Raw genomic sequence first — 12,076 nt, 5'->3', positions numbered from 1 at the left:
CCCATAACCACGACAATAACTCCGGGAGACGCTTGTGCTTGATCTGTACTACTGGCCCACCCCCAATGGCTGGAAAATCACCATCATGCTGGAGGAGTGCGGACTGCCTTACCGCATCGTGCCGGTCAATATCGGCAAGGGAGAGCAATTCGATCCGGCGTTCCTCTCCCTCAGCCCCAATGGCCGGATGCCGGCACTGGTGGATCATGCGCCGGAGGATGGCGGCGAGCCGGTTTCCCTTTTCGAAAGCGGAGCCATCCTGGAGTATCTGGCCGAGAAGAGCGGCTGCTTCCTGCCCGTGGACCTGCGTGGACGCTACCGGGCCAAACAGTGGCTGATGTGGCAAATGGGCGGCTTGGGCCCGATGCTGGGTCAAAACGGGCATTTCCTGTTATACGCACCGGAGAAGGTACCCTACGCCATTGACCGCTACGGCCGCGAGGCCCGGCGCCTCTACGGCGTCCTGGATCAGGCCCTTACTGACGTCCCTTGCGTGGCCGGCGACTATTCCATCGCCGACATGGCTATCTTTCCCTGGGTGATGACCCACAAAGCCCAGGGCATCACACTGGACGACTTCCCCAACGTAGCGCGCTGGTTCTCGCGGTTGCGGGGCCGCGAAGCGCTGCAAAAAGGCCTCGCTGTGGGCAAGGCGCTGCGCCAGAGCACCATGTCCGACGACGCCAAACGGGTCCTGTTCGGCCAGAACCAAACCGTGACCAGCGAATAACACCACAAGGATTTCGCCATGATCGAGTTTTACTTCGACTGCTCCAGCCCCTGGACTTATCTGGGCTTCGAGAGTATTCAAAACGTCGCCAACGACACCGGCACCAGCATCGAATGGAAACCCATCCTGGTGGGCGGCATCTTCAATACCATCAACCCCTCCGTGTACGCTTCGCGAGAAAAACCGGTACCGCAGAAAGCGAGCTATATGCGCAAGGATCTGCGGGACTGGGCGCGCTATCAGGGGCTGGAAATCAATTGGCCGGAGGTATTTCCGGTGAACAGCGTCAAGGCCATGCGCGGCTGCCTCTGGCTCGCCCCTCAGGGCAAGCTGGTGCCCTTTGCCCGGGCGGTGTTCCAGAGCTATTGGCGCGATGGCAAGGACATCGCCCAGGACGACCAGTTGATCCCGATTCTGGAACAGCTGGGCGTGGACCGGGACGCTTTCTTCGCCGGCATCCAGGAACCCGGGATCAAGGACCAGCTGCGCGAGAACACGGAGGCCGTCATACGACGGGGCGGCTTCGGTTCACCTACTATTTTTATCGACGGCGATGACATGTACTTCGGCAATGACCGGATGCCGTTGATTCAGGTCGCCATTGAGCGGCGGCGGGGCCGCTGAGACAACATATCAGTGGGCAACACCATGCGATGCCTCCCGGCTGGGAAGCCGGACATAACGGTAGTGCCCGGTGATGGGATAAGAGAACAGCAGATCCTCCAATTCCGGTCCGCGTCCGATGTTGTGAATGATCAAGGGACGGCCGCTATCGGTGGAACGTTGATTGGCGACCACCCCAATGTGCGGGAGATTACCGGGCAGCATCCAGGTGACCAGGTCACCGGGACGGTAAGCGTCGGCCCGGTCGGAAACCGGCAGCGCCGCCCCCTGACGCTCAAAGAACGTTTGCAGATTGGGCACGCGCCGATGATCGATATTGGTGTCGGGGCGGCGCAATCCCCAGTGCTTAGGATAGGCATCGAAGGCTTGTCTCATGTCCTCGTGCACCAGACGCTGCAGATCCACCCCGACCTTGCGATAAGAGCGAATCACCACATCCGTGCAAACGCCAATATTGTCGGGCACGTCCCCGTTGGGATAATCAATGCGGCGATAACCGCCGTCATAGGTGACGGATACCCGGGTTCGCGCCATGGCGGCATCGACCAAGGCCGTCACGAAGGCGGACTCCGTCGAGGGCTGGGCCACGACCGGTAACGGCATCGCCCCCAGCAGGGTACTCACAATAATGATGACGGCTTTCATGGGCGCCAGCATAGCACGGCGAGGGTGATGAGGAAGGCCGTGTTCACCGCCTTGAAACACTATCGGGATTCCTTTTTACTGGCCTCTCTTCGCCACCAGGGAATCCCCGGCATGCTGACCACGCTGGCCATTGGCAACTATCGTTCCGTTCTGAATCTGACCGTGCCGCTGGCCCCCCTGAATGTGGTCACCGGCGCCAACGGCAGCGGCAAATCCAATTTGTACCGGGCCCTGCGGTTGCTGGCCGCCACCGCACGTGACGACGTCATCGCCGCCCTGGCCGCCGAAGGCGGGCTGGAGTCCACGTTCTGGGCCGGACCAGAGACCCTCACCAAAGGCATGCGCAACGGCTCGGTGCCGGTGCAGGGCGGGCCTCGCCAGCATAGCCGCCGCCTGCGCCTCGGATTCAACGATGAGGACTATGGCTATCTGATCGAGCTGGGTCTGCCGAAACCGGATTGCACCACCGCTTTCAATCTGGACCCGGAGATCAAGCGGGAACTGATCTGGGCCGGTTCCAGCTACCGCCCGGCCACGGTGTTGGTGGACCGCGGCGGTCCGCTGGTGAAGACCCGGAGCGAAGGCCACTGGCAGGTTATCAGTGAGCACCTCAACAGCTTCGACAGCCTGTTCAGCCAGGTGGCCGACGCCCGCTCCACACCGGAGGTGGTCACTTTGCGCGAGCGAATTCGCGGCTGGCGCTTCTACGACCACTTTCGCACCGATCAGGACGCCCCCGCCCGGCAGGTTCAGCTCGGCACCCGCACCTCCGTGCTGCATCACGACGGCCGCGATCTGGCCGCGGCCCTGCAAACCATCCGGGAAATCGGCGATGCCGAAGCGCTCGACAGCGCCATCGAGGACGCGTTTCCCGGAGCGCGCCTGGCCATCGTTCCCCTGAACGATGGCCGGCTCAAGATCGCCTTCCATCAGTACGGCCTGCTGCGTCCGTTGACAGCCGCGGAGCTGTCCGATGGCACCCTGCGTTATCTGCTTTTGATCGCGGCCTTACTGACATCACGACCACCCTCACTGATGGTTCTGAACGAACCGGAAAACAGCCTGCATCCGGATCTGTTGCCCGCCCTGGCGCGATTGATTGCCCGCGCCAGCCGCCACGGCCAGGTGTGGGTGATCAGCCACGCCAGCCGCCTGGTGGCGGCATTGAATCAGGAACCGGATTGCCATGGCGTGGAACTGGAGAAAGAGCTTGGGGAAACCCGGATCAGAGGCCAGGGGCTGTTGGATACCCCGCCATGGAATTGGCCCTAGACCGTCGGCGCCACCTCACCATCCGATGCCCAGCCCAAGACTGTAATCGGTTTCATCCAGGTCCTCGGAGAAATCCTTCACCAGATCGGTTTCCACTTTCATGCTCAGTGAGGCCCAGTCCGTGAGCCGGTATCGCACGCCGAATTCCGCATCCACGGAATAGCCCTCCACGCCGCTCAGGGCCTTGCCGACGCTGCCCCGGCTGAACAGCTCGAAGGTCTTGCCCACCAGATAGCGGGTGTAATCCCACTGCATGCTCAAGGCATAGAAATCCTTGTCGCTCCTTTCCGCGTAGGAGAACTGGTTGTAGCTGAGCAGCCAGGCCAGGGAAAAGGCACCCAACTCATTGTCCCAGAACTGGTACCCCGGCCCGGTGCCGAGGGCACGTCGTCGGCGTACGTTCTCGAACCAATCACGCTGATACTCGTAGCGGGTCTGCCAGAAACGGCTCTGAGTGATGAAGCGGTCCAGCGCGTACTTGGCGCTCCAGTCCTGCTCAATACGCACATCGTCACGGAACTTGCGGTTGTAGTCGGCCTGCAGGTTATGCCGCCAGGGCCCGTGTCGGGCTTGATTGTTCAGGGCCAGATCGAAGTCATCGGTGTCCCGCTCGGCCCGCTCGTAATTGATATCGAACTCCAGGTCGCCGGTCCACTCCAGGTCCTGCAGCAAGGGTTTGGGACGCAACATCCGGGTGACACTGGTCAACTCCACGGAGGTTTCCTCGCCATTGCTGACGACGATCCGCCCTGGCTGCCCCGCCGCCACCGTCTTGCTGACCTCACCGTTGCCCCCAGGCCACTTCACCAGCAACCCATGGTCACTTTGCAGCGTGCTGATCATCTCCCGATCTATCGGCACCGCACCGGCGTAGGGGGTCTCCAACAGCAGTTTGGTGCTGTCCATCAGCACGATCTCGCCGGTAAGCCGGTCGCCATTTTTCAGCCAGACGGTGTCGCCCGCGGCACCGGCACTGAGCAACACGAGAACCATGAAAGAACAGAATAGACGCAACGGTGCCAATCTCACGGGATCGCTATGGAAAACAGGATTGTCGTTATCCGCGGAAGCGGGATCAACCCCGGCCTAATCGTCGTACTCGATCCTCTCCGAATCCATCCAGTACGCCAACATCGCCTCCAACGCCCCGCCCCTGAACCGATGCCATTCATCCTCCAGGCCAAGATCAAAGACCAGGGACTTGAAGCGGCGAAAGGCACCGCGGCCTCTGATCGCATCCTCAAGCGCCTCGCTGTCCCTGGCGGAAGTCATTGTCCCTGCCTCCGGCATCAGCCCCTCCCGATTCAGGGCCCACCGATCCGCCAAACATAATCCAATAGTTGCATGACGCGAAGCGCCGTCACGAGACAATCACAAAATAGTGTTGAATTACGGTAAGAAAAGATCATCTGGCATGGTGTTTGCCGTGCCAATAGGGAAATAATCAAGCCCTGGCCCCGAGCCTGACCCACCTTAATGTATGAGGAATGCAACATGGATCTGTTCAGCTTTGCGAAAAACATCGGTAAGAAACTGTTCGGTAGCGATGACACGGACGCGGCCGAAAAAATCAAAGCACACATTCTGGAGGACAATCCCGGCGTATCGAACCTGGAGGTGAAGTTCGCCGACGGCTGCGCCACGCTCAGCGGTGATTGCGAAAATCAGGCCGCCAAGGAAAAAACCGTACTGCTGGCCGGTAACGTGGAAAACGTGGAGAAAGTGGAAGGCGACGCCCTGACCCTGCCGGCGGAAGCAGCAGTGGAAGAAGTGGAGTACTACGAAATTCAGAAAGGCGACACCTTGTGGAAGGTGGCCAGCCAGTTTTACGGCGACGGCAACAAATATACCGCCATCTTCGAAGCCAACCGTGAAGTGATCAAGGACCCCGACCTGATCTACCCGGGTCAGAAAATCCGTATTCCCAAGTAAATACCGGCAAGGAGACAAGGCCATGGACCTGATCAACCAACTCGTGTCCACCCTCGGGGTCAGTGGCCAGCAAGCCGAGGGCGGCACCGGCCTGCTGATGAAACTGGTAAAGGACAATCTTTCCGGCACCGACTTCGGCCGTATTCTCGGCGCCGAACCCAAACTGGAAGGAATGATGTCGCAAGCCCCGGAAAGCGGCGGCGACTCTCTGCTCGGCATGGCCGGTGGGCTGCTTTCCAGCATGGGCAGTGACAAGCTGGCGGGTCTGACGCAAATCGCCGGCGGCATGCAAAAGCTGGGACTGGACAAGGATACCCTGGTGCAGTTTATCCCGCTGATCCTGCAGTATTTCCAGAAACAAGGACAAGGCGATATCGCCGGTCTGATTCAGAAAGCTCTGCCGTTCTGAGACAACACGTTAAGGTCCATTGCGGCCCATAGAACGGAACCACGAAGCCGCGGCGGGAGCTTTCCTTGCTAGCTCCCGCCGCGGCCTTCCACGCCACCGGCGCTACAACATTCCCACGAAGCGGTTGCGCATGGCATGCCGGGTAGCATCCTTGATCCCCAGGGAATCCTCGCCAATCAGAACTCGCTGCACGTTCTCGGAGCCCTCGCCGACAGTGAGCATGTCGATATAGGCATTGATCTTGTTGACCGGATACTCCGCCGTCAGAGCATTACCGCCCAGCACTTCCCTGGCCACGTCACCGGCGAGCCGCGCCGCCTGGGTAGCAAAATACTTGGCACGGGACGCCACCCGGGTCGATACCCGCCCCTGGTCCATGGTCCAGCCCACCCGATGCGACATCAATCGCGCCGCCTCCACTGCCACCGTGGCATCGGCGATGCGTTCCTGGATCAATTGAAAGCGGGCGATCGGTTTGCCGCCAATGATGCGCTCATTGGCGTAGTTCCGCGCCACTTCCAGGGCGGATTGCGCCAGGCCGGTCAATCGTCCACTGACAGTCAAACGGCCGTACTCGAGAGCATTCATGGCGATACGGAATCCCTGCCCCTCTTCACCAAGCCGGTTCTCCACCGGCACCACGAAGTCATCAAGGAATACGGTACAGCTGCGCAGTGATTTGGACAGGCCGGGCAATTCAATCGGTTGCGCGCTGTAGCCTTCGAATTGCTTCGGCTGCACGATGAAAGCGGTGATGCCAGTATGCATCGGATCGGCGTGTGGGTCGGTTTTGGCGAACAAAACCCCCACATCCGTGGCATGAGAAAAAGTGATCCACATCTTCGAGCCATTCAGGCGATACACGTCACCATCACGTCTGGCCACGGTGCGCATGGAACCCGCCGGATCAGAGCCGCTGCCTTCTTCGGACAAGGCGAACATGCCGATCTGCTCGCCGGCAATCAACCCCGGCACGAACCGCCGCGCCTGCTCTTCCGTGCCCCAATTGTAGATAGTGTAAGGGCAAGTCATTGACTGCATGTTCATGGCGTAACCAAACTCCGGCGCCAACCGGGAAATTTCCTCGGCGATCACCGACACCGCCAGGAAACCAGCGGCGCTACCGCCCAGCTCTTCCGGGAACGGCGCGCCGAACAGACCGGCCTTGCCCATCTCCCGGATCAGCGGGTAAGCAAATTCCTGCCGCTGCTCGAACTCCTTGATGCCGGGAACCAGGTGTTTTTCACACACGTCGGTGACCGCGTCGCGCAGTGTCACCAACTCTTCGGGAAGATCAAAATTCATCACGGTTTCCTATGTCATTCACTATTTCATCAGGCCGGGCAGGAACAAGCTGATTTCCGGAAACGCCAGGAGCAGTCCGAGAATCAGCAAATCCACCAGAACGAAGGGCGCCACCCCCCGGAAGCACTCACCCACCGGCACCCGGGTAATACCGGAGGTGATAAACACATTGAGTCCGAGCGGCGGCGTCACCAGACCAATCTCCACGGTCTTCGTTATGACGATGCCATACCAGATGCCATCGAAGCCCAACTGGGTGATCAGCGCGAAGGTCACCGGCACGGTCAACACCAGAATCGCCATCTGATCCATGAGCATGCCCAGCACCAGATAGATCACCACCAGGGTCAACAGCACCGCCCAGGGTGACAGGTTGGCGTCGTTAATCATGGCAATGAGGGATTGGGTCGCCTGCGTCAGGGTGAGAAAGTAGCCGAACATCATGGCTCCGATGATGATCGTGATGATCATCACCGTGGTGCCCAGTGTTTCGGTCATGGCGCTGGCGAAACGCCGTTTGTCGATACGCCGCATCAGCAGCACGATGACCAAGGCCGCCAGCGAGCCCACAGCGCCGATTTCCGTTGGCGTGGCCAGACCGCTGTACAAGCCGCCAATAGTCACCACCATCAGCAGCATGGCGGGCCAGACCGGACGTAACGCCCCCATCGCCTCGCGCATATTGAAGGCGGTTGGCCTGGGTACCAGATCCGGACGCCGTTTACTCAAGCCCCAGATGGTGAGGATGTAGCCGGCGGCGGTGAGCAGGCCCGGCACAAGACCCGCGATCAGTAACTTGCCCACGGATTGCTGTGTCAGGATGCCGTAAATAATCAGCACGATGCTCGGCGGGATCATAATCGCCAGAGTGCCGGCGATGGCGATTATGCCCACCGAGATACGGCGGTCGTAACCGCTCTCACGCATGGATGGAAAGGCCGCCGAGGACATGGTGGCGCAGGAGGCGGTGCTGGAGCCAATGATCGCCGCCATGAAGGCGCTCGCGAACACACAGGCCATGCCCAAACCACCGTTGAAGCGCCGCAACCAGGTGTCGCTGCAGGCAATAATATCCCTGGCCATGCCACTCTGGGCCATGTACTGAGCCATCAAAACGAACATGGGAATGGTCAGCATGGTGTAGGAAGCGGTGACGTTATGAAATGCATCCGCCAGGTAGCTGTGCACCATCAGCTCTCCGCCCACCAGCCACAACCCCACCGTGGCCGCCACCATCATGGCGAAGGCAATCGGCATTTCCATCAATAGCAGCACGATGAGCAAGCCGACTCCGATCATGATGATCATCGCAACGCCTCCTCGCCTTCACCCATCTCGTCCAGGGATGGCGGCGATGGCACTTCCGCTTTTCCCAGAAGATACAGGCAGGCGTTGGTGAACAGTCTCAGGGAGAGAACCAGGGTTCCTATCGGGACCCAGACGTGGGACAGCCATACCGGCCAGTCGATCACACCGAAGATCACCCGCTGTTCCAACCAGTCAACCCATACCCGCTCACCGGCATACCAGGTCATCGCCAACAGCATCAGAGCGATTATCAGATTATTGAGCGCGTACAAGCCGCGGCGTACCCCAGGGCTCATGAGACGATGAAACGGCGTCAAGCGAATGAAGGCGCCTCGCCGTTCCGCCCATGGCAACGCCAGTGCCACCATGATGACCATCAGGTAATCCTCGGTCAGGCTGTACTGGAAGGTCAGTGGTGCTTTGAACAGGTAGCGCGCGATCACATCCAGACTGACCAGCAACATCATCGCCAGTACCGCGCCCACGGCAATAACCGCCAGTCCCCGCTCCAGCAATTTGAGAGAACCGGACATCGGCGTCACCGGCCAGTCTGTTCGAGAGCATGCTCCATGGCCTGCAACGCTTGCTGGCCATCCAGACCGCGTTTCTCCATACGTCTGGCCCATTGCTCGCGGACACCGTCAAGACGCTGCTCGATGGTTTTCAGGGTGGGATCGGAAAAGGCGTAAACCTGGATACCCTGGTCCTTGAATTGCGTCAGAAGCTGACTGACCGCCTCCGCCTCGTACTCGCTCAAATGCCGGACGGTCTCGTCCCCGGCCTGCCGAATGGCATGTTTCCGAGCATCATCAAGTGCCTCGTAGCGCTCGGCATTCATGGCGACGGTGATGGCGAAACTGCCGAAGGCACCATTGGTGGATACGCTGGAGGTCACCTCATCGACCCGATAGGGAGTGATACTCGTCACCGGCAACAGCGTGCCGTCCAGCGTTCCCCGCTGCAAAGCCAGATAGATATCCGGCGCCGCCATGGAGACCGGTGACGCTCCCAATGCCTGCACCGCCAGGTCCAGACTGCCGGAGGAACGCAAATTCAATCCCTTGAAGTCACTGGTCGAGTCTATGGCCGGCTTGTTCAGTACCACCTGGTAGGGTGGCAGCAGTACCGCGAACACCGGGACCAGACCATTCTTTTCGAATTCCTTGCGATAAACACTGTCCGGGTCTTTCAGTTCAGACCAGTACGCCTGGCTTGCTCGGGTTGAATCACGGACCACACCGGGCAACATGGTGGCGCCATTCAAGGGCATGCGATCACTGACATAACCGATGCCCACATACCCCACATCCACCACCCCGTCCTGGACCCGGCGCATGATCTCAGAAGCCTTGGCGATCTGTTCCGCCGGATAATGCTGGAACGCGAGATCACCTCCGGTCAGTTCGGTGACCCGGTTCATCCAGTACACCGTGCCTTCCTTGGACAAGTAGTGGTCCAATGGAAAAGAATCCGCCAGGGTCATGTCCCGCGCCTGGGCCCAGGGCGCGGACAGCAGAGTCAGCATCAAGCCCCAGAGCGGGACCTGTTTTCGCATAATCGACGTTATTATTTTCATTACGTCACCTCTATTCTGCATTATTTTGATTCGGCCGGACCTGAAACGGCAGGGCCTCGATCACGTTACCTCTCCTTCGCCATGGCAATGACCGGATGGAACCGGCCTATCCCTGAATACGCTGTTCTATCTCCCGGGCCGCGGCGCTGATCAGCGGCACATAGTCGGTTACCACCTGCGCCATCGACATCACCTGAGCCGGCACAATGACGTTGAACGAACACGCCACCCGGTCACCAAGCATCACCGGCACCGACACCGCCCGTATGCTCTTGCCTTGTTCCTGATCGCTGGTGGCATAACCCTGCTTGCGAATTTTCTTTATCAGACGCTCGACGGCTTCGCCTCTGAGAGCGCTGTTCTCATCCGGGTCATCAAGCCGTGACAAGTGAAGAAAAATTTCTTCCCGTTCCGGCTCCGGACAGAACGCCATGTAGACTTTGCCCAGCGAAGTGGTGGTCATGGAAACCCGTGACCCCACCGAACGGTTCATCGAAAACGCACCGGGTTGCCGGTTGGTATCCGCGATCACCATCTTGCCGTGCTGATAAATGCCCAGGTCCGACGGCCAGCCGGTTTTATCACGCAGCGCTTTCAATACCGGAACGGCGGCCGCGAGAAGCGCGTCGTCCGGATGGAAGTTATTGGACAGGGACAAGACCCTGGCGGTGACGATATAGCGGCGGCTATCGTTCATTACCGAGACATAACCGGCGTGCTGCAGGGTATCCAGAAGTCTCAGAGTGGACGCCTTGGGCAAGCCGGTGGCCTCGGTGATGTCACGGAGACTCGCCGGCCCCAGACGATTCACCACCTCCAACACTTTCAGTCCCTTCAGGACCGCCGATACCGGTGCGTATCCCATGCGCCTCGCTCTGCTTGAACAGGGTTTGCCTTCAGCAAAGGTTCACCCTGTGAACCATTGATTCAAAATAGCGTTGCACGAATAAACACCACCATGCAAGACTGAATAAAAAAATCATTCCGCCGATGACGGGGAAGGCGCCTCCCGAACATCGGCAATGCAGTGAGGAAATACCATGTTCGAGTTGCTTAAAGGGATAACGGTGCTGGATCTGAGCACCGTGGTGTTGGGGCCTTTCGCTTCCCAGCTTCTTGCCGACCTGGGCGCCGAAGTGATCAAGGTGGAATCCCCGGAGGGGGATATTTTCCGCGCCGCCGCACCGGCCCGGCACCCGGGCATGGGCGCCGGCTTTCTCAATCTGAATCGCAATAAACGGTCCCTGGTCCTGGACCTGAAAACCGATCAGGGACAGGCCACACTGCACCGGTTGGTGGCCCAGGCGGATGTGCTGTTGCACAACATCCGCCCCGCCGCCGCCAGAAAACTGGGCATCGACCATGACACCCTCGGCCCTCTCAACCCACGCCTGGTGTATTGCGCCGCGGTGGGATTCGGTGGCGACGGCCCTTACGCCGACGACCCTGCCTACGACGACATCATGCAGGCGATCAGCGGACTGGCTTCGCTGAATCACACCCCCGACTCCCCGCCCGCCTTCGCACCAACAGTCCTGGCGGACAAGGTGGCCGGCCTGTACGCCACTGTCGGCATCGCCGCGGCTCTGTTGCAGCGGGAACGCACTGGCCAGGGCGGTGCGGTGGAAGCACCGATGTTTGAAAGCCTGGTTTCTTTCCTGCTGGCCGAACACCTTGCCGGCCATGTCTTCGAGCCACCGCGGGGCTCGCTGCGCTACGACCGCTTGATGACCCCCTATCGGCGCCCCTATCAAACCGCCGACGGCTACATCGCGGTGCTGCCCTACACCTCCCGCCACTGGCAACGGTTTCTCGACCTGGTGGGTCGGGATGATCTGGGCCGGGCGGAATGGGTCATGCACCCGGCCCGTCGCAGCGAGCGCATCGGCGAGCTGTATCAGGTCGTCGCCGAGTGCATGCCATCCCATGGCAACGAGTACTGGCTGACCGCGCTGAAGGAGCGGGATATTCCCTGCGGCCCGGTAAACACACTGGAAGACTTGCTCGCCGACCCGCATTTGCGGGCAGTGGATTTCTTTCAAGAGGTGGATCACCCCAGCGAAGGGAAGCTGCTCGCCACCCGCCACCCGTTACGCTTCATTGATGCTCCGACGCGGCCGGACCGGCCGGCGCCGCGCCTCGGCGGCGACAGCCGGGACGTGCTACGGGAGGCCGGCTTCGCCGACACCGCCATCGACGCTCTTCTGGCCCGGGGCGTGGTCAGCATGCCCGCCGCCAACGATCCCGGCTGACCCGCCAACCGACTCAGGCATCC

General features: G+C 60.2%; 14 protein-coding genes. 6 read left to right on the top strand and 8 right to left on the bottom strand.

Annotated elements, in window-relative coordinates; translation table 11 throughout:
- Positions 1-34: 34 nt before the first annotated feature.
- Together A6D6_RS09985 and A6D6_RS09980 are read left to right on the top strand one after the other, a co-directional pair.
- On the top strand, positions 35-730 hold the full coding sequence (locus A6D6_RS09985; protein ID WP_159660646.1) for a glutathione S-transferase N-terminal domain-containing protein: 696 nt from the start codon (positions 35-37) through the stop codon (positions 728-730).
- A gap of 18 nt (positions 731-748) precedes the next feature.
- Positions 749-1,354 carry a 2-hydroxychromene-2-carboxylate isomerase gene (locus tag A6D6_RS09980; RefSeq protein WP_133493489.1) on the top strand — a complete coding sequence of 202 codons (606 nt, stop codon included), beginning with the start codon at positions 749-751 and terminating at the stop codon, positions 1,352-1,354.
- 9 nt (positions 1,355-1,363) lie between these two features.
- Here A6D6_RS09980 and A6D6_RS09975 read toward each other — a convergent pair whose 3' ends face one another.
- Positions 1,364-1,999 carry a DUF1287 domain-containing protein gene (locus tag A6D6_RS09975; protein WP_236564065.1) on the bottom strand — a complete coding sequence of 212 codons (636 nt, stop codon included), beginning with the start codon at positions 1,997-1,999 and terminating at the stop codon, positions 1,364-1,366.
- 111 nt (positions 2,000-2,110) lie between these two features.
- Here A6D6_RS09975 and A6D6_RS09970 point away from each other — a divergent pair, with 111 nt between their 5' ends.
- Positions 2,111-3,271, top strand: coding sequence for an AAA family ATPase (locus A6D6_RS09970; RefSeq protein WP_159660669.1), 1,161 nt, complete (start codon positions 2,111-2,113; stop codon positions 3,269-3,271).
- 15 nt (positions 3,272-3,286) lie between these two features.
- On the opposite strand, the gene A6D6_RS09965 is transcribed toward A6D6_RS09970, so the two are convergent.
- Both A6D6_RS09965 and A6D6_RS09960 read right to left on the bottom strand, forming a co-directional pair.
- Positions 3,287-4,264 carry a DUF481 domain-containing protein gene (locus A6D6_RS09965; RefSeq protein WP_133493488.1) on the bottom strand — a complete coding sequence of 326 codons (978 nt, stop codon included), beginning with the start codon at positions 4,262-4,264 and terminating at the stop codon, positions 3,287-3,289.
- 93 nt (positions 4,265-4,357) lie between these two features.
- Entirely contained in the window at positions 4,358-4,543 is a 186-nt protein-coding gene (locus tag A6D6_RS09960) for a hypothetical protein (RefSeq protein WP_159660645.1), read from the bottom strand.
- 222 nt (positions 4,544-4,765) lie between these two features.
- Here A6D6_RS09960 and lysM point away from each other — a divergent pair, with 222 nt between their 5' ends.
- Positions 4,766-5,203: a peptidoglycan-binding protein LysM gene (gene lysM / locus A6D6_RS09955; RefSeq protein ID WP_022996968.1), complete on the top strand. Its 438-nt coding sequence runs from the start codon at positions 4,766-4,768 to the stop codon at positions 5,201-5,203.
- Positions 5,204-5,225: 22 nt separating this feature from the next.
- Entirely contained in the window at positions 5,226-5,612 is a 387-nt protein-coding gene (locus A6D6_RS09950) for a DUF2780 domain-containing protein (RefSeq protein ID WP_133493486.1), read from the top strand.
- A 102-nt stretch (positions 5,613-5,714) separates the two neighbouring features.
- Here A6D6_RS09950 and A6D6_RS09945 read toward each other — a convergent pair whose 3' ends face one another.
- From A6D6_RS09945 to A6D6_RS09925, 5 genes are all read right to left on the bottom strand, one after another.
- Entirely contained in the window at positions 5,715-6,917 is a 1,203-nt protein-coding gene (locus A6D6_RS09945; RefSeq protein WP_133493485.1) for an acyl-CoA dehydrogenase family protein, read from the bottom strand.
- 21 nt (positions 6,918-6,938) lie between these two features.
- Positions 6,939-8,225: a TRAP transporter large permease gene (locus tag A6D6_RS09940; RefSeq protein ID WP_133493484.1), complete on the bottom strand. Its 1,287-nt coding sequence runs from the start codon at positions 8,223-8,225 to the stop codon at positions 6,939-6,941.
- Complete coding sequence (locus A6D6_RS09935; protein WP_159660644.1) at positions 8,222-8,758, bottom strand: TRAP transporter small permease; 537 nt, start codon at positions 8,756-8,758, stop codon at positions 8,222-8,224. The genes A6D6_RS09940 and A6D6_RS09935 overlap by 4 nt, the downstream gene beginning before the upstream one ends.
- A gap of 5 nt (positions 8,759-8,763) precedes the next feature.
- Complete coding sequence (locus A6D6_RS09930; RefSeq protein ID WP_159660643.1) at positions 8,764-9,801, bottom strand: TRAP transporter substrate-binding protein; 1,038 nt, start codon at positions 9,799-9,801, stop codon at positions 8,764-8,766.
- Positions 9,802-9,907: 106 nt separating this feature from the next.
- On the bottom strand, positions 9,908-10,666 hold the full coding sequence (locus A6D6_RS09925) for an IclR family transcriptional regulator domain-containing protein (protein WP_133493481.1): 759 nt from the start codon (positions 10,664-10,666) through the stop codon (positions 9,908-9,910).
- A gap of 175 nt (positions 10,667-10,841) precedes the next feature.
- Here A6D6_RS09925 and A6D6_RS09920 point away from each other — a divergent pair, with 175 nt between their 5' ends.
- A complete protein-coding gene (locus tag A6D6_RS09920; RefSeq protein ID WP_159660642.1) occupies positions 10,842-12,053 on the top strand; it encodes a CaiB/BaiF CoA transferase family protein in 1,212 nt (403 codons plus the stop codon).
- Positions 12,054-12,076 lie beyond the last annotated feature (23 nt).

Source organism: Alcanivorax xiamenensis (assembly GCF_009846745.1).
Taxonomy (GTDB): domain Bacteria; phylum Pseudomonadota; class Gammaproteobacteria; order Pseudomonadales; family Alcanivoracaceae; genus Alloalcanivorax; species Alloalcanivorax xiamenensis.
Note: the sequence above shows the minus strand (reverse complement) of the source record. Positions and strands in the feature narration are given on the sequence as shown.